17 protein-coding genes are annotated in these 17448 nt (G+C 60.8%); 10 read left to right on the top strand and 7 right to left on the bottom strand.

What is annotated here, in order from left to right:
• Window positions 1-149: 149 nt before the first annotated feature.
• From AC0Z4S_RS06735 to AC0Z4S_RS06750, 4 genes are all read right to left on the bottom strand, one after another.
• Window positions 150-896 carry a hypothetical protein gene (locus AC0Z4S_RS06735; RefSeq protein ID WP_485622492.1) on the bottom strand — a complete coding sequence of 249 codons (747 nt, stop codon included), beginning with the start codon at window positions 894-896 and terminating at the stop codon, window positions 150-152.
• A 183-nt stretch (window positions 897-1079) separates the two neighbouring features.
• Entirely contained in the window at window positions 1080-1637 is a 558-nt protein-coding gene (gene tsaC / locus AC0Z4S_RS06740) for an L-threonylcarbamoyladenylate synthase type 1 TsaC (RefSeq protein ID WP_042608257.1), read from the bottom strand.
• 54 nt (window positions 1638-1691) lie between these two features.
• On the bottom strand, window positions 1692-2789 hold the full coding sequence (dprA, locus tag AC0Z4S_RS06745; protein WP_485622493.1) for a DNA-processing protein DprA: 1098 nt from the start codon (window positions 2787-2789) through the stop codon (window positions 1692-1694).
• Window positions 2790-2873: 84 nt separating this feature from the next.
• Window positions 2874-3899, bottom strand: coding sequence for a LysM peptidoglycan-binding domain-containing protein (locus tag AC0Z4S_RS06750; RefSeq protein WP_253497499.1), 1026 nt, complete (start codon window positions 3897-3899; stop codon window positions 2874-2876).
• Between the two features lie 158 nt (window positions 3900-4057).
• Here AC0Z4S_RS06750 and def point away from each other — a divergent pair, with 158 nt between their 5' ends.
• The 5 genes from def to AC0Z4S_RS06775 all read left to right on the top strand — a co-directional run bounded on the left by def (window position 4058) and on the right by AC0Z4S_RS06775 (window position 8751).
• Window positions 4058-4564 carry a peptide deformylase gene (def, locus tag AC0Z4S_RS06755; protein ID WP_042608254.1) on the top strand — a complete coding sequence of 169 codons (507 nt, stop codon included), beginning with the start codon at window positions 4058-4060 and terminating at the stop codon, window positions 4562-4564.
• A 57-nt stretch (window positions 4565-4621) separates the two neighbouring features.
• Window positions 4622-5581, top strand: a complete 960-nt coding sequence (fmt, locus tag AC0Z4S_RS06760; protein ID WP_485622494.1) for a methionyl-tRNA formyltransferase — start codon at window positions 4622-4624, stop codon at window positions 5579-5581.
• Window positions 5578-6888: a 16S rRNA (cytosine(967)-C(5))-methyltransferase RsmB gene (gene rsmB, locus AC0Z4S_RS06765; protein ID WP_485622495.1), complete on the top strand. Its 1311-nt coding sequence runs from the start codon at window positions 5578-5580 to the stop codon at window positions 6886-6888. The genes fmt and rsmB overlap by 4 nt, the downstream gene beginning before the upstream one ends.
• A 21-nt stretch (window positions 6889-6909) precedes the next feature.
• Window positions 6910-8286: a Trk system potassium transporter TrkA gene (trkA, locus tag AC0Z4S_RS06770; RefSeq protein ID WP_042608251.1), complete on the top strand. Its 1377-nt coding sequence runs from the start codon at window positions 6910-6912 to the stop codon at window positions 8284-8286.
• Window positions 8287-8436: 150 nt separating this feature from the next.
• Window positions 8437-8751 (top strand): tetratricopeptide repeat protein, encoded by a 315-nt coding sequence (locus AC0Z4S_RS06775; protein WP_485622496.1) that lies wholly within the window; start codon window positions 8437-8439, stop codon window positions 8749-8751.
• 51 nt (window positions 8752-8802) lie between these two features.
• Here the strand turns inward: AC0Z4S_RS06775 and AC0Z4S_RS06780 are convergent, their stop codons facing one another.
• Both AC0Z4S_RS06780 and AC0Z4S_RS06785 read right to left on the bottom strand, forming a co-directional pair.
• Window positions 8803-9690, bottom strand: coding sequence for a lysophospholipid acyltransferase (locus AC0Z4S_RS06780; protein WP_024014955.1), 888 nt, complete (start codon window positions 9688-9690; stop codon window positions 8803-8805).
• A 41-nt stretch (window positions 9691-9731) separates the two neighbouring features.
• Complete coding sequence (locus AC0Z4S_RS06785; protein WP_485622497.1) at window positions 9732-10289, bottom strand: DNA-3-methyladenine glycosylase I; 558 nt, start codon at window positions 10287-10289, stop codon at window positions 9732-9734.
• Window positions 10290-10370: 81 nt separating this feature from the next.
• Here AC0Z4S_RS06785 and glyQ point away from each other — a divergent pair, with 81 nt between their 5' ends.
• From glyQ to AC0Z4S_RS06805, 4 genes are all read left to right on the top strand, one after another.
• Window positions 10371-11324 (top strand): glycine--tRNA ligase subunit alpha, encoded by a 954-nt coding sequence (glyQ, locus tag AC0Z4S_RS06790; protein WP_003187265.1) that lies wholly within the window; start codon window positions 10371-10373, stop codon window positions 11322-11324.
• A complete protein-coding gene (glyS, locus tag AC0Z4S_RS06795; RefSeq protein ID WP_253497485.1) occupies window positions 11321-13375 on the top strand; it encodes a glycine--tRNA ligase subunit beta in 2055 nt (684 codons plus the stop codon). The genes glyQ and glyS overlap by 4 nt, the downstream gene beginning before the upstream one ends.
• A 4-nt stretch (window positions 13376-13379) precedes the next feature.
• On the top strand, window positions 13380-13919 hold the full coding sequence (gene gmhB, locus AC0Z4S_RS06800) for a D-glycero-beta-D-manno-heptose 1,7-bisphosphate 7-phosphatase (protein WP_253505076.1): 540 nt from the start codon (window positions 13380-13382) through the stop codon (window positions 13917-13919).
• Window positions 13920-14002: 83 nt separating this feature from the next.
• The gene (locus AC0Z4S_RS06805) at window positions 14003-14782 is read left to right on the top strand and encodes a lysophospholipid acyltransferase family protein (protein WP_485622498.1); all 780 of its coding nucleotides are present in this window, start codon (window positions 14003-14005) and stop codon (window positions 14780-14782) included.
• Between the two features lie 167 nt (window positions 14783-14949).
• Here the strand turns inward: AC0Z4S_RS06805 and AC0Z4S_RS06810 are convergent, their stop codons facing one another.
• Window positions 14950-16485: a sensor histidine kinase gene (locus AC0Z4S_RS06810; protein ID WP_485622499.1), complete on the bottom strand. Its 1536-nt coding sequence runs from the start codon at window positions 16483-16485 to the stop codon at window positions 14950-14952.
• Window positions 16486-16649: 164 nt separating this feature from the next.
• Between AC0Z4S_RS06810 and AC0Z4S_RS06815 the strand changes: the two genes are divergently transcribed.
• Entirely contained in the window at window positions 16650-17369 is a 720-nt protein-coding gene (locus AC0Z4S_RS06815; protein ID WP_485622500.1) for a response regulator transcription factor, read from the top strand.
• Window positions 17370-17448 lie beyond the last annotated feature (79 nt).

Consider the following 17448-nt stretch of genomic DNA (forward strand, 5'->3'; position numbering starts at 1 on the left):
CATGAATTCGCCGGGTATCTTCCAGCTATATCAAGTACATCTTCCGGTGAAGTTTCTTCGCCGCCGGCCTACGACCGGAAAACTTCCTGCGCAACTTCTTCGATTCATATACAAGCCATTTCTCCGCCCACTCTTCGATCACTGGCGGATCAATACTGACGGTTATATTCATCACGATACTCCGGTTGATGCGCGTTCATGTTCACAGGCTGATCAAGGGCCATCAGTATTTGTCGCCACTCGGCAGACAACAACCAATAATCGCCACGGGCGCGTTGTTCGAGATGCATCGCGTGCGAAGCGATCGGGGTAAGGCCGAATCGCTGAAACAGTTGCCGCTGTGGCGTTCTGCACAAAGCCGTCACCCCTTGATATCCGCGATCGATTGCCCACTCGGCAGCAGTGGCGAGCAGACCATTGATCGACACCGGCCGATGCTGCTGGGAATGGGTAATCAGGCGACTGAACTCGACGTGCCGCGCCAATGCCCCGGTGGGAGAAACATGATGCTGCGCCAGTGAGGCCCACTCGAACGGCGCCGGGGTTGCCCGCAGCACTGCAATGAGTTGACCACGCTGGTACAGCAAAAAGTGCGTGCTGCGTGAGGTGATCGCCAAGCGGGTCTCCAGTGCCCGGGCTCTGGAGGTCAGCATGTAATGCTGCAATCGCAGGCGAAATTGCCGATTGATGAAGCGTTCAAATTCCCCGGCATCCGACCCCGCCTCAAGAACGGCCACACGATAATCGGCCTGTTGATTCTTGAGTGTCTCCTGAAAGCCCTGCAGATAATCCTTGAGGTGTAAATCCGTAATATCCATTACTTCTCCGCAGCCATTAACATTTCGAAGTTGTTTCAAGCACATTGAAAGAATGGATGCTTTTGGAAATCTCGCCACTGCACGCGTTCTGATAATCCCGTGGGAAAACTTACTGATATTTCAGACTCAAAGATCCGTCTGACGCATGAAAGAACAATGGCTACAGATAAGTTTTAACAGATGCAGGAATAATCGCAGGCATGCGCAAAACTCCTCGCCGATACCGCCGAGGAGTGCGCAAAAAATATAAAAAGAATGGCGTCAGTCAGGACGAATGACGTTACCGCTGGCCAGATCGCGAATCACGCTGGGGTTCTTGCGTCCGCCAAGGCTGCCGCCCAGCACCAGATCAACTTGCCCACGGAAATACTGCTCGACGCGCAAGCGCGTGCGCGCTGGCGGTCGCCCCTGGGGATTGGCCGACGTCGAGATCAGCGGCCCGACCAGCGAGCACAAGTCGCGCACCTGCGGGTGATCACTGACCCTCAGCGCCACGGTGTCATGCACACCTGTCACCCATTCCGGCAACAGGTTCTGATGCGGTACCAGCCAGGTATTCGGCCCTGGCCAGGTGCTGGCCATGCGGTCGATCCAGTCCTGCGGAAAGTCTTCGAACAGGAAATCGAACTGGCGGATATTGTCGGCGACCAGGATCAGCCCTTTGCTGACCGAGCGATTCTTGATCGCCAGCAAGCGGTCCACTGCGTCTTCATTCCACGGGTCGCAACCCAGCCCCCAGACGGCTTCGGTTGGATAGGCAATCACCGCGCCGGCGCGAACTTCACGCGCGGCTTGTTGCACACGCCAACTGTTGACCATGAAAAACTCTCCACAAACAGGTTTCGCGCAGTTTACCGATCTTCCCCGTAAAACCTAGCTCGACCGTGCCAGCCAGCGACCGTTTTCGCATACCGCCCGGCCGTCGATCTCCAGCTCGGTCAGCGTCGCCAGCACTTTGGGCAGCGCCCAGCCACAGCTCGCAGCCAAGGCTTCGCTGGTGTGCGGCGCCGCGTGAAGCAACGCCAGCAACGGGTGGTCGGCCTGGGTTGGCGCTGTGGATAACAGCGGCTGCTGCCAGCCACGCAGGGCTTCGAGGATGTGTTCAATGGTCTCCACGAGCACCGCGCCGTCGCGGATCAACTGGTGACAACCGCGGGCACCGGGGTGATGGATCGAGCCCGGAATCGCGTACACCTCACGCCCTTGCTCAGCCGCCAGTCGTGCAGTTATCAACGAACCGCTGGCTACGCTGGCCTCGACCACCAGCACACCGAGGGACAAACCGCTGATGATGCGGTTACGACGCGGGAAGTTGCTCGCACTCGGCCCGGCGTCCAGCGGAAACTCGGAAATCACTGCGCTGCCCGAGGCGATCATCGCTTCAGCCAGGCGTTTATTGCGTTGTGGATAAAAATTTTCCAACCCGGTGCCGAGCACGCCTACGGTAAGCCCGCCAACGTCGAGTGCGGCCTGATGCGCAGCAGCATCGATGCCCAGCGCCAGACCACTGGTGATGACAAAACCGGCACCGGCCAGACTGCGGGAAAATGCCGCCGCCGTGTCCATCCCGGGACGCGAGGCGCGGCGGCTGCCGACCATAGCCAGCTGCGGTTTCTCCAGAATCGACGGATCGCCGGCGACGAATAGCAGCGGTGGTGGATCGGGAATTTGCGCCAGCAACGCTGGGTAATCCGCTTGATCCCACATCAGCAAATGTTGACCGGGGCGCTCTAGCCAGCGTATTGCGTGGCTGGCGCCGTCGCGCACCGTAGGACAACGCCGCGCCTCGGCACAGGCCGTCGGCAACCCCAGCGAGCGCCAGGCACTGGCCGGCGCACTGATGGCTTTCGACGCCGAGCCGAAGGCTTCGAGCAGTTTGGCGAAACGCTTGGGGCCGATCTCCGGCATGCGGTGCAGGCGCAGACGCGCCTCCAGTTCCGCCGGGGAAATGGCCGTACTGACAGACAACATGAATGGATCATCCTTGATCGTTCTATGCTCCGAACCATTCGGAACAAGCTGTGGATAACTCTGTTGGTAACTTGTTAAGCAAGCTTACGGATTTCGCACCTTGTCGAGCACCGCCAGCGAACGTGAAGCGTTGAGCACCAGGCCGTAACTGAGTTTGTCGTAGGTGCGGAACACCATCAGCAGGCCGGCGCGCTCATCGGGAATCTTCAGCGGCTGGCCGGTAATCCGGTCGCGCACGGTTTCACCGGTTTTCATCACCGCCAGGACATTGCCTTCGGCCAGACCATCGCGCTTGCCCTTGTTCAGGGTGACCACATCCATCACGCCGATCTGCGTGACGCCACGCGGCACGTCGATGATCACGCCGTCGATGGAACGCTTCGGCGCGCTGGGCATGAAGGTCGAATTGATCGAACGTTCTTCCCCGCCGAACAGGCGGTCACCGAGGCGCACTTCCTGGGTGGTGCGCTGCAAGGCGAGGGTAGCGACATCGCCTTCGGTGGCAACAATTTCGCCGCCACCGATATCGTCGGCGTTGATGCCGAGAAACTCCTTGGTCTGCGGGTCGGTGTAGACCTTGCCCTGGCGGAAGATGCCGTACACCGGTTGTTCCGGATCGAAATGGCCGCGGGCGAAGATGCGATCGCCAGTACCGCTGAGCACCCGTTCGGCGTCGCCGGCGACGATGTACGGCGCCTTGTCGAAATCTTCAGCCTTGTCGACGATGCGGTTGCTCAGCAGAAAGCTGTTGATCGATTTCAGCGGAATGCTCGGAATCGCCTCGGCCACCGGACTGGTGCGGATTCGCGGCGAGAGCTTGATGGTGCCGCGCGACTCGCCACGGTTGACGGTCAGTTGCGGCTGGCCGTTGACGTAGCTGAGGGTCAGCGTGTCGCCGGGATAGATCAGGTTGGGGTTTTCGATCTGCGGGTTGGCCCGCCACAGTTGTGGCCATTGCCAGGGCTCGCGCAGGTATTTGCCGGAAATGTCCCAGAGGGTGTCCCCGGAAACCACCGTGTATTGCTGTGGAAAACCATCCCTGAGTTGCACTTGCCCTTGAGCGCCGCCGGCCGCAGCCAGAAGCAGCAGGGCGAGTAGTGTTTTCCTCATGCAGTGAATCCCTTTATCATGTGCATTCGCGTGAATCGTCAGAGCCCCCGTGGCTCGCTTCTGTTTTCGGAAGCTACGCTTCACAACGGTAGCCTGCATCTTCGGACCCGCCAGGCCATCGACCCGACTTTACTCAACGTGTGCAGCAATCGAAGCCTATGGCCATTTTAAACATCCTCGAATTTCCGGACCCGCGTCTGCGCACTATCGCCAAACCCGTGGCTGTAGTGGACGACGAAGTGCGTCAGTTGGTCGACGACATGTTTGAAACAATGTATGAAGCGCCGGGCATTGGCCTCGCCGCGACCCAGGTCAACGTGCACAAACGTATCGTCGTGATGGACCTGTCCGAAGACCGTACCGAGCCACGGGTGTTCATCAACCCCGAGTTCGAACCGCTGACCGACGACATGGACCAGTATCAGGAAGGCTGCCTCTCGGTGCCGGGCTTCTACGAAAACGTCGACCGTCCGCAGAAGGTCAAAATCAAAGCGCTGGACCGCGACGGCAAGCCCTATGAGCTGATCGCCGAAGGCCTGCTCGCGGTGTGCATCCAGCACGAATGCGACCACCTCAACGGCAAATTGTTCGTCGATTACCTGTCCACGCTCAAACGCGACCGGATCAAGAAGAAGCTGGAAAAGCTGCACCGCCAGAACGCTTGATGCCCCTCTTCAAAGGCTTGCTGCGGCAAGCCTTTTTCTTTTTATGAGACGCCTTTCATGACTGAGCCACTGCGCATTGTTTTTGCCGGTACCCCGGAATTCGCCGCCGAACACCTCAAGGCTTTGCTGAGCAGCCCGTACGAGATCGTCGCGGTCTACACACAGCCGGATCGCCCGGCCGGGCGTGGGCAAAAACTCATGCCGAGCCCGGTCAAACAACTCGCATTGGAAAATAATATCCAGGTGTTGCAACCGCCGACCTTGCGCAATGCCGACGCTCAGGCAGAACTGGCCGCGCTGAAGCCGGACTTGATGGTGGTGGTCGCCTACGGTCTGATCCTGCCGCAAGCGGTGCTGGATATTCCGCGCCTGGGCTGCATCAACAGCCATGCCTCGCTGCTGCCGCGCTGGCGTGGTGCGGCGCCGATCCAGCGCGCGGTCGAACACGGCGATGCCGAAAGCGGCGTAACGGTGATGCGCATGGAAGCCGGTCTCGATACCGGGCCGATGCTGCTCAAGGTCGTCACTCCGATCAGCGCCGAAGATACCGGCGGCAGCCTGCATGATCGCCTCGCCGAAATGGGTCCACCCGCCGTGGTCCAAGCGATTGCCGGTCTGGCTGCCGGCACGCTTGAAGGTGAGGTGCAGAACGACGAGCTCGCCACCTATGCGCACAAACTCAACAAAGACGAAGCGCGCATCGACTGGAGCCGTCCGGCGCTTGAGCTTGAACGCCTGGTACGCGCCTTCAACCCGTGGCCGATCACCCACAGCACGCTCAATGGCGAAGCGTTGAAAGTGCTGGCCGCGACAGTGGCTGAAGGCAGTGGCGCTCCGGGCGAAATCCTCAGCGCCAGCAAGGACGGCCTGATCGTCGCCTGCGGCGAACAAGCGCTGTGCCTGACCCGCCTGCAACTGCCCGGCGGCAAAGCCCTGAACTTCAGCGATCTGTTCAACAGCCGCCGCGAGAAGTTCGCCGTCGGCAGCGTGCTCGGCGCAGCGGTGGACGCGCAATGAACCCGCGTCTGGCCGCCGCCAAGGCACTCGCTGCCGTACTCAGCGGCAAGGCTTCGCTGAACAGCTCACTGCCGACGCAACTGGACAAGGTCGAGGATCGCGATCGCGGTTTCACCCAGGATCTGGCCTTCGGCACCGCACGCTGGCAGCCGCGTCTTTCAGCGCTGGCGGAAAAACTACTGCAGAAACCGTTCAAAGCCGCCGACGCCGATGTCGAGGCGCTGCTGCTGGTCGGTCTGTATCAATTGCTCTACACCCGCGTACCGGCCCACGCCGCCATCGGCGAAACCGTCGGTTGCGCCGACAAGCTGAAAAAGCCTTGGGCCAAAGGTTTGCTCAACGCTGTGCTGCGAAATGCCCAACGCGAAAGCGAGACGATTTTCGCCGAGCTTGAACGCGACCCCGTAGTGCGCACCGCTCACCCGCGCTGGCTGCAAAAATCCCTGAAGGCCTTCTGGCCGGAACAGTGGGAAGCGATCTGCGACGCGAACAACGCGCATCCGCCGATGATCCTGCGGGTCAACCGCCGCCATCACAGTCGCGACGCTTATCTCGCGCTGCTGGGCGAAGCCGGAATCGCCGCAACGCCGTGCGTGTACAGCCGCGACGGCATCGTCCTTGAGGCCGCCGCCGACGTGCGCAGCCTCCCGGGTTTCGCCGAAGGCTGGATCAGCGTGCAGGACGAAGCCGCGCAACTGGCCGCCGACCTGCTCGATCTGGCACCGGGACAACGCGTACTCGACGCCTGCTGCGCCCCTGGCGGCAAGACCTGCCACATCCTCGAAGCCGAACCGGCGCTGGCCGGCGTGGTGGCGGTGGATCTGGAAGCCAAACGGCTGGTGCGCGTTAAGGAAAACCTTGAACGCCTCGGCCTCAACGCTGAACTGATCGCTGCCGACGGTCGCGATACAGCGAAGTGGTGGGACGGCAAACCGTTCCAGCGCATCCTCCTCGATGCGCCGTGCTCGGCCACCGGGGTGATCCGCCGCCATCCGGACATCAAGCTGACCCGCCAGCCCGACGACATCGTCGCCCTCGCGCAACTGCAAGGCGAGCTGCTCGATGCGATGTGGAAAACCCTCGAGGTCGGCGGCATCCTGCTCTACGCCACCTGCTCGACACTGCCGACCGAGAATACCGAAGTGATTGCCGCGTTCCTCGAGCGCACCCCCGGCGCCCGCGAACTGGATCTGGCCACGGCGGCCGGAATCAAGCAGCCCCATGGTCGCCAACTGCTGGCCCAGCAGGGCGGGCATGACGGTTTCTACTACGCCAAGCTGATCAAGATCGCTGCCGCGCGCGGCTAAACGGATTCATGGAGTGACTGGATGAAAATCATCATCCTCGGTGCGGGACAGGTCGGCGGTTCGCTGGCCGAACATCTGGCCAGCGAGGCCAACGACATCACCGTGGTCGACACCGACGGCGAGCGCCTGCGCGACCTCGGCGACCGCCTCGACATCCGCACCGTGCAGGGCCGCGGCTCGCTGCCGTCGGTGCTGCGTCAGGCCGGTGCCGACGACGCCGACATGCTGGTCGCCGTGACCAACAGCGACGAAACCAACATGGTCGCCTGTCAGGTCGCGCACACGCTGTTCCACACGCCGACCAAAATCGCCCGGGTGCGCGAAGCGTCGTACCTCAACCGCGAGGAACAGCTGTTCCAGAACGAAGCGATTCCGGTCGACGTGCTGATCAGCCCCGAGCAAGTGGTGACCAATTACATCAAGCGCCTGATCCAGCATCCCGGCGCCTTGCAGGTGATCGACTTCGCCGAAGGCGCGGCGCAACTGGTGGCGGTGCGCGCCTATTACGGCGGGCCGCTGGTGGGTCAGCAACTGCGCCAGTTGCGCGAGCACATGCCGAACGTCGAAACCCGCGTGGCGGCGATCTTCCGCCGTGACCGGCCGATCCTGCCCCAGGGCGACACGGTGATCGAGGCCGATGACGAGGTGTTTTTCATCGCCGCTCGCGAGGACATTCGCGCGGTGATGAGCGAAATGCGCCGCCTCGACGAAACCTACAAACGCATCGTTATCGCCGGTGGCGGGCAGATCGGCGAGCGCCTGGCCGAGGCCATCGAAAGCCGTTATCAGGTGAAGATCATCGAGATGAGCCCGGCGCGCTGCCGCTACCTCTCCGACACTCTCGACAGCACCGTGGTCTTGCAGGGCAGCGCCTCGGACCGCGATCTGCTGCTGGAAGAGAACATCGCCGACGCCGATATCTTCCTCGCCCTGACCAACGATGACGAAGCCAACATCATGTCGTCGCTGCTGGCCAAACGGCTGGGGGCGAAAAAGGTCATGACGATCATCAACAACCCGGCCTACGTCGACCTGATCCAGGGCGGCGACATCGACATCGCCATCAGCCCGCAACTGGCGACCATCGGCACCTTGCTCGCCCATGTGCGCCGCGGCGATATCGTCAGCGTGCACTCACTGCGACGGGGCGCGGCGGAAGCGATCGAAGCGATTGCCCACGGTGATGCGAAATCGAGCAAGGTGATCGGCAAGCCAATCGAAAAGATCGGCCTGCCGCCGGGCACCACCATCGGCGCGGTGATCCGCAACGAGAAAGTGATCATCGCCCACGACCACACGGTGATCGAAGCGGGCGACCATGTGATTCTGTTCCTTGTGGATAAAAAACATATTCGCGATGTGGAGAAGCTGTTTCATGTGGGGCTGAGCTTTTTCTGACCTGAAGACAACGCTGCCCGTGATGGCCCCTTCGCGAGCAGGCTCGCTCCCACAGGGGGAATGCATTCCAATGTGGGAGCGAGCCTGCTCGCGAAAGCGGTATGAAAAGACTCGCAGGTTCTCTGACGAACAAAAGAAAGGAATCCACCAATGCTCGAATCCCTGGAAAAAATGCTCGCCAAGGGTGTGGATAACGCTCTTTTGCGCTTCGGCCTGGGCAAGGGTTATCTGGATCTTGGCGAAAACGCCAAGGCTGCCGAGCATTTTCAGCGCTGTGTGGCGTTCGATCCGAAATACTCGGCAGCGTGGAAATTGCTGGGCAAGGCGCACCTGGCGCTGGCCGATCACGCCGCTGCGCGTCAGGCCTGGGAGCAAGGCCTGGAAGCGGCCCGCGCTCATGGCGACAAGCAGGCCGAGAAAGAGATGACGGTGTTTCTGAAGAAGCTCGAGCGGCAGGCGCCTTGAGCTACAGATAGCGCAAGGCGTCTGCATTGACCGTCACCCTACCGAAGCTGCTCAGTACCAGCGAGCCTCGCCCGGCGGGCGTTTCTTGAAGCGCTTCATGCTCCACATGTACTGACTCGGGTACGCCGCCACATAACGCTCGACGACTTTACTCATGGCTGCGCAGGACTCTGCGGTATCGGTGCTGTACATCGCTTCTGGCGCAGCTTCGAGGATCACTTTGTAGCCGGAACCGTCAGGCAGGCGCAGGGCATGCAGGAACACACCGACCGCTTTGCCGCCGGCGAGCATGTTCGGCACGAATTTGCTGGTCAGCGCCTGCGTGGCGAAAAACGGCACGAAGATCCCGGCGGACTCGGCCGGTTCCGGGTCGGCGGGAATGCCCACTGCACCACCCTTGCGCACTTCCTTGATCACACTGAGAATGCCTTCCTTGGTCGACGCCGCGACCTTGTTGCCCAGCTGCACGCGCTGTTTGCGCAGCAATTCATCCACTGCCTTGAGCTTCGGCGGACGGTAGAAAATGATCGGTTTGCACTGGCTGCAATAGAAGTGGTTGAGCACTTCCCAATTGCCCAGGTGGCTGGTGATACCGACCACGCCTTTACCCGAAGCCAGCGCATCCTTGAGCACATCGAGGCCTTCGACTTCGCGGACAAGATCAATCGAACGCTGCGCCGGCCAGATCCATGCGCAGGCGCTTTCGGTCAGCGACTTGCCGATGTCCTTGAGACTCTGACCGACCAGACGCTCGCGCTCGGCTGCATCCATCTGTGGAAAACATTTGGCGAGGTTGATCCGCACCACGTCGCGGGAACGGTTGGGGGTTTTCCACATGATCCAGCCGATCGCCGAACCCACGGCTTGCACGGCTCGCCATGGCAGCAGGGCAAACAGCCGCAGAGCGCCTACCAGCAAGGCGCCTTTAAACTTTTCCACAGGTCACTCCTGATCTTTGTGCTGTGCGCGAGGCAGGCATTCTAACCGGCGTTGGCGAGCTGCGCGTAGCGGTCGCAATCCTGGGTGTGGTCCATGACCATGCCCGAGGCCTGCATCAGCGCGTAGCAAATGGTCGGGCCGACGAAGGTGAAGCCGGCTTTTTTCAAAGCCTTGCTCATTGCCAGCGCTTCGGGGGTGATCGCCGGGACCTCGCTGCGATCCTTGAAATGGTTGATGATCGGTTGGTCGCTAACGAACGACCAGAGAAACGCCACCGGATCCTCCAGCGCCAGCCAGGCCTGAGCGTTGCGCCGCGCGGCGTTGAGTTTCAGGCGATTGCGAATGATGCCCGGATCGAGCATGAGTTCGTCGATCTCGGCGTCGCTCATCTGCGCCACGCGCTGCACATCGAAGCCGAACAGCACCTGACGATAACGCTCGCGTTTGCGCAGCACGGTGATCCACGACAGCCCGGCCTGGAACCCTTCGAGCAAAAGCAACTCGAACAAACCCTGCGCATCGCGTAGCGGCGTGCCCCACTCCTGATCGTGATAAGCCATGTACAGCGGATCTTCGGTACACCAAAAGCAGCGTGGCATAAGGCTCCAGGGGGCGTGCGCAGCAACGAATCGGGTATACTCCCGCTCTTTAAATCGCAGCCCAAGAAACAGGTGAATTTCGTGAGCCAGCCTACGCCAGCCGTGCGTACCTTCCAAGACTTGATCCTCGCGCTCCAGCAATACTGGGCCGAGCAAGGTTGTGTGGTACTTCAGCCCTACGATATGGAAGTAGGCGCCGGCACTTTCCACACCGCGACCTTCCTGCGCGCCATCGGCCCGGAAACCTGGAACGCCGCGTACGTGCAGCCAAGCCGCCGTCCGACTGACGGCCGTTACGGCGAAAACCCGAACCGTCTGCAGCACTACTACCAGTTTCAGGTTGTCCTGAAGCCTAACCCGGACAACTTCCAGGAACTGTACCTGGGCTCGCTCAAGCATGTCGGCCTCGACCCGCTGGTCCACGACATCCGCTTCGTCGAAGACAACTGGGAATCGCCGACCCTCGGCGCCTGGGGTCTGGGCTGGGAAGTCTGGCTCAACGGCATGGAAGTCACCCAGTTCACCTACTTCCAGCAAGCGGGCGGCATCGAGTGCTACCCGGTGACCGGCGAGATCACCTACGGGCTCGAGCGCCTGGCCATGTACCTGCAAGGCGTGGATTCGGTCTACGACCTGGTCTGGGCTGACGGCCCGTTCGGCAAAGTCACTTACGGCGATGTGTTCCACCAGAACGAAGTGGAGCAGTCCACCTACAACTTCGAACACGCCAACGTCGACAAACTGTTCGAGCTGTTCGACTTCTATGAAAGCGAAGCCAAGCGCTTGATCGAACTCGACCAACCGCTGCCGTTGCCAAGCTACGAAATGGTGCTGAAGGCGTCGCACACCTTCAACCTGCTGGATGCGCGCCGGGCGATCTCGGTGACTGCGCGTCAGCAATACATTCTGCGCGTGCGCACCCTGGCGCGTTCCGTTGCGCAAGCCTACCTGCTGGCACGCGCCAAGCTGGGCTTCCCGATGGCGACCCCGGACCTGCGTGACGAAGTACTGGCCAAGCTGGAGGCTGCACAATGAGTGCGCAAGATTTTCTGGTTGAACTGGGCACCGAAGAACTGCCGCCAAAAGCCCTGAACACGCTGGCTGAAGCGTTCCTCGCCGGTATCGACAAGGGCCTGCAAGCCGCCGGCCTGAACTACGAAAGCAAAACCGTGTATGCCGCGCCGCGTCGTCTGGCTGTGCTGATCACCGCGCTGGCCACCCAGCAGCCGGATCGCAGCATCAACCTCGATGGCCCGCCACGTCAGGCCGCGTTCGACGCTGACGGCAATCCAACTCAAGCAGCACTGGGCTTCGCCAAGAAGTGCGGCGTCGACTTGAGCGAAATCGACCAGAGCGGTCCGAAACTGCGCTACAGCCAGAACATCGCCGGCAAGCCGACCGCGAGCCTGCTGCCGACCATCGTCGAAGATTCGTTGAACGACCTGCCGATCCCGAAACGCATGCGTTGGGGTGCGCGCAAGGAAGAGTTCGTGCGTCCGACCCAGTGGCTGGTGATGCTGCTCGGTGATCAGGTCATCGACTGCACGATCCTCGCGCAGAAGGCTGGCCGTGATTCCCGTGGTCACCGTTTCCACCATCCGGAAGCCGTGCGCATCGGTTCGCCGTCGAGCTACCTCGCCGACCTGCGTGCCGCGTACGTATTGGCCGATGCCAACGAGCGTCGCGAGATCATCAGCAAGCGCACCGAAGAACTGGCCACGCGCCAGGAAGGCACCGCAATCGTGCCACCGGCGCTGCTCGACGAAGTGACCGCGCTGGTCGAATGGCCGGTGCCGCTGGTGTGCTCGTTCGAGGAACGTTTCCTCGACGTGCCGCAGGAAGCGCTGATCACCACCATGCAGGACAACCAGAAGTACTTCTGCCTGCTGGATGCCGACGGCAAGTTGCTGCCACGTTTCATCACTGTGGCCAACATCGAAAGCAAAGACCCGCAGCAGATCATCGCCGGTAACGAGAAAGTGGTGCGCCCACGTCTGACCGACGCCGAATTCTTCTTCAAGCAGGACAAGAAGCAGAAGCTCGAAGCGTTCAACCTGCGCCTGCAGAACGTGGTGTTCCAGGAAAAACTCGGCAGCGTCTACGACAAGGCCGAGCGCGTATCGAAACTGGCCGCGTACATCGCCGCACGCATCGGCGGCAACGCTTCGTGGGCTGCCCGCGCAGGCCTGCTGTCGAAGTGCGACCTGGCCACCGAAATGGTCGGCGAGTTCCCGGAGATGCAAGGCGTCGCCGGCTACTACTACGCCCTCAATGACGGCGAGCCGCAGGACGTCGCGTTGGCGCTGAACGAGCAGTACATGCCACGCGGTGCCGGCGCGGAGTTGCCGGCGACCCTGACCGGTGCAGCCGTGGCCATCGCCGACAAGCTCGACACCCTGGTCGGTATCTTCGGTATCGGCATGCTGCCAACCGGCAGCAAAGACCCATATGCCCTGCGCCGTGCTGCGCTGGGTGTGCTGCGTATCCTGATCGAAAAGAAACTCGATCTCGACCTGAACGACGCCGTGGCGTTCGCCGTGACTGCGTTCGGCGGCAAGGTCAAGGCTGCCGGCCTCAACGAGGCGGTGCTGGAGTTCATCTTCGACCGTCTGCGGGCGCGCTATGAAGACGAAGGTGTCGACGTTGCCACCTACCTGTCGGTACGTGCGCTCAAGCCGGGTTCGGCGCTGGACTTCGACCAGCGTGTACAAGCGGTGCAGGCCTTCCGCAAACTGCCGGAAGCGGCAGCGCTGGCGGCGGTGAACAAGCGTGTGTCGAACCTGTTGAGCAAAGTCGAAGGCTCGGTACCGACCGTGGTCGAGGCCAAGTACTTCGACAATGCCAACGAGTTCTCGCTGTACTCGGCGATCCAGCAAGCGGATCAGGCCGTGCAGCCAATGGCCGCGGCGCGTCAGTACAACGAATCGCTGGCCCGCCTGGCGGCACTGCGCGAGCCGGTGGACGCGTTCTTCGATGCGGTGATGGTCAATGCCGACGACGCCAATGTGCGGGCCAACCGTTACGCGCTGCTGGCGCGTCTGCGTGGTCTGTTCCTCGGTGTTGCCGACATTTCGCTGCTGGGTTGAGGAACTGCTGTTGAAACTGCTGATTCTCGATCGTGACGGCGTGATCAACTACGACTCCGATGCCTACATCAAGTCGGTGGAGGAGTGGATTCCGCTGCCCGGCTCGATCGAAGCGATCGCGCAGTTGAGCAAGGCCGGCTGGACGGTGGCGGTGGCCACCAACCAGTCGGGCATTGCTCGCGGTTATTACGACCTGGCCACCCTCGATGCCATGCACGCGCGCCTGCGCGAACTGGTGGCGGAGCAGGGCGGTGAGGTCGGCTTGATCGTTTATTGCCCGCATGGCCCGGATGAAGGTTGCGATTGCCGCAAGCCGAAACCGGGGATGCTGAAAACCATCGCCGCGCATTACAACGTCGAGCTGGCCAATGTCTGGTTCGTCGGCGACAGCCTTGGTGACCTGGAGGCCGCCAAAGCCGTCGATTCACAGCCAGTTTTGGTGAAGACCGGAAAAGGCGGGAAGACTCAGGGCAAGACCCTGCCGGTTGGCACTCTGATTTTTGACGATCTGGCGGCGATTGCCGCAGAACTTATCCACAACTAGAGTACTTCTGAATTTCCTGGTCAGGGATTGCTCGGGAGTGCGCTTGAACAGTCGGGCATTGCCCCGTAACGGTAACCGTCGCCATGTCGATACTGCGGGCCTTCAGAATCTTTGTTTTTTATCTGCTGCTGGGCACAACAGCGTTGCTGTGGTGCAGCCTGAGCTTTTTCATCGCGCCGTTTCTGTCCTTCAAGGCGCGCTATCGTTTCATCAACGTGTACTGGTGCCGTTGCGCTCTGTGGCTGACCAAGGTGTTGCTCGGTATCCGCTACGAAATCAAAGGCGCGGAAAACGTGCCGGACCGGCCCTGCGTGATTCAATCGAACCACCAGAGCACTTGGGAGACATTCTTTCTCTCCGCTTATTTCTCGCCCTTGAGCCAAGTGCTCAAGCGCGAATTGCTTTACGTACCGTTCTTCGGCTGGGCCATGGCCATGCTGCGCCCGATCGCCATCGACCGCGACAACCCGAAGGCCGCGCTCAAACAGGTCGCAGCCAAGGGCGATGAGCTGCTCAAGGACAACGTCTGGGTGCTGATCTTCCCTGAAGGCACGCGAGTCCCCTACGGTACCGTCGGAAAATTCTCCCGCAGTGGCAGCGCATTGGCCGTGAATGCGGCGCTTCCGGTACTGCCGATTGCACACAATGCCGGCAAATTCTGGCCAAAAATCGGCTGGGGTAAACAGTCTGGAGTGATCAGCGTGGTGGTCGGCGAACCGATGTATGCCGAAGGCAGCGGGCCGCGCGCCATCGCTGAGCTGAATGATCGTGTGCAGGCGTGGAACGAGAAAACCCAGCGCGAAATGGGTTCGCTGCCCCCCGCGCCACAGGCCCCGGCTGCAAGTGATCGACTGGCTGTCTGAATTTTGTGGATAACCTGTGTACGCTTTCCCTTTAAAAGACCGTAATCGTTCTCTAACTTATTGATTATTATAGATATTTATAAATAGCGGAATTAAATCAAATCCGTGCATAAGTTTTATTCGGATGTAAAAAAACCGGCTGTTATAGCCGGTTTTTTTGTGCCCGTTCATTCGGCAATCAGCGGCAACTCGATGCGGAATGTGGTTCCCGCATTGACCACGCTGTGACATTCGATGGTGCCGCCATGATGGTCGATCACAGCCTTGACCATCGACAAACCCAGGCCCACACCATCGATACCCTGGGCCGAGGAAAAACGCCGATACTGGCTGAACAGATCAGGCAATTCATCGGCCGCAATCCCCTTGCCCTGATCCGCCAACTCGCAGCGCAACCGCTGCCCGTGACAACTGACCTTCAGTTGCACAGTGGTGTCTGCCGGGCTGTACTTGATCGCGTTCTCCAGCAGGTTGAACAGGGCGCGCGTCAGCAATCCCTGATCGGCCATAAGCAGGCGCTCCTGACATTCTTCATCGACTTGATTCAGCAGTTCGATCTGTTTCTGCTGAGCGATAGGCAAGGCCTGATCCAGCACGTCCAGTACCAGCATCGCGAATAACGTCGGGCGGAACTGGTAGGTCTCGGACTCAGCTCGCGCCAGCAAGACGAAACCATCGGTAAGATCCAGCGCGCGGCGCACTTGACGCTCGATCTGCTCGAACAATGGCGCATCAGCGCCCGCCCGATGGCGATGCACATCGAGCAAGGCGAGGATGGCCGAATGTGGCGCGCGCAGATCATGGGAGAGAAAGCGCAGCAGAACACCGCGCTGCTCCTCGGCCGCACGCTCGGCACTCAAGTCAGTGAGGCTGAGCAACCAGCCGATCGGCGTATCGCCGTCGACAGGCAGCAGCGCCGCTCTTTCCAGGCGCAGACTGCGTTCCTTGTGATCACGAAATTCCAGCAGCGCCAGCGTGGCCAGCGGCGGTCGCGGCGCTGTGGATAATTCCGGATAGCCGAGTCGTGCCAGTTGATCGAGCACGTCATCGCCCACCAACGGATCCTCGAACAACTCGCGAGCCTTGCGATTGCCCAGCAGAATCTTGCCCTGCGGATCACTGATCAGCGTCGCCACCGGCAGGTATTCCAGGCCATCGGCAATAAAGCGCCGGGTATCGCGGGTGCGGCTCATGGCTTGTTCGAGCGCCATGATCTGGCCTTGCAACTGGTCGGCACCGGTGAAACGACTCCGGCGTCGTTCCGGGAAGACTTTCGGCTCGCTGTCCAGACGCGCCAGCTCCCAGCCGAAGTAAGTCAGTACCACGCTCAGGCGTCGCCAGTTCCAGATCAGGTAACCGAACAACATGCCCAGCGCGGCTGGCGTTGGCGACCACCAGTAGCGGACTTCGGCCAGTATGGCGCTGCCGATGAGCGCGCACGCCATGCCGACCAAGGTGACCCACAGCGCCCAACGAGGCCGCCACAGCAATAATCCCAGCACACATGCCACCATCGCCACCGACAGCAGCGCGCCGGGCGCCAGCGAAGGATTGTGCAGAGTGAATTGGGCGCGGTAAGACAGCAAGGCAGTCAGCGGCAATAGCACCAGGCTTATCCACAACCACTCGCGCACCAGTCGCCGGAACAGACGCTGGACCTGGCTCGGCTCACGACTTTCACGTCGGCGTTGAGGGTTACGCATGAGGCAAAGGGCAGGGCAATGGAAATGGTTTCATAGGGCTCAGGTCTGAGGCGTAGATCCGAAGAATCATAGCGGACGTCGACCACCGACGGGCCGCTTCTTTCATCGCGGCCGTAGAGTGGTTATTGTCGACATCCCAGCCCCAGCGACAAGGAACACCGCCGATGCGCGTTGCCATTCTGGACGACGAACCCGCCGAACTGCGCCGGGTTGAGCAAACCCTGGAACAAATGGCCGAAGCCGGCGAGCAGCCATGGTCACTGCACAGCTTCGAGCGCGGCGAAGACTTGTTGCGCCAGCTGCGTCGGGAGACTTTCGACCTGCTGATCCTCGACTGGCAACTACCGGACCTGACCGGCCTGGCGCTGCTGCGCTGGACCCGCGAACACATGGACTCACCACCCGCTGCAATCATGCTCACCAGTCGCGATGGCGAGAACGATATCGTTCAAGCCTTGAATGCCGGGGCCGATGACTATGTCAGCAAGCCATTTCGCCCCAATGAATTGAAGGCGCGGGTGGCAGCGGTATTGCGTCGGCACAGCCAACCGCGCAGCGCGGCGGGTGAAGTGCAGACGTTCCACGATCTGACTTTCGACGACGCCGAACTGACCGTCACCCGTGAAGGCAAACCGATCCTCATGACCGAGCGCGAGTATCGCCTGGCGCGATGTCTGTTCAACAATCTGGGTCGGCCGCTGTCGCGGGATTATCTGTATGAGCGCTTCTGGCCAAACGAAGAGACCACTTCCTCGCGGCCGCTGGATACGCACATCTACCGGCTGCGCAACAAGCTCGGGCTGACGGCGGATCGTGGTTGGCAGTTGCTGACGATCTATGGATATGGCTATCGGTTGGAGAGTGTGGCGACCGGGAATGAGTGAGCCACAACGGCCCAAAGATGATCAAAAATGAATAAGGTCTGAAGGAATTGACTGCCTATCACGAACAATCGAAAGCTGT

The sequence above is a fragment of the Pseudomonas sp. 1L-B-1-E-C1 genome, from assembly GCF_057291835.1.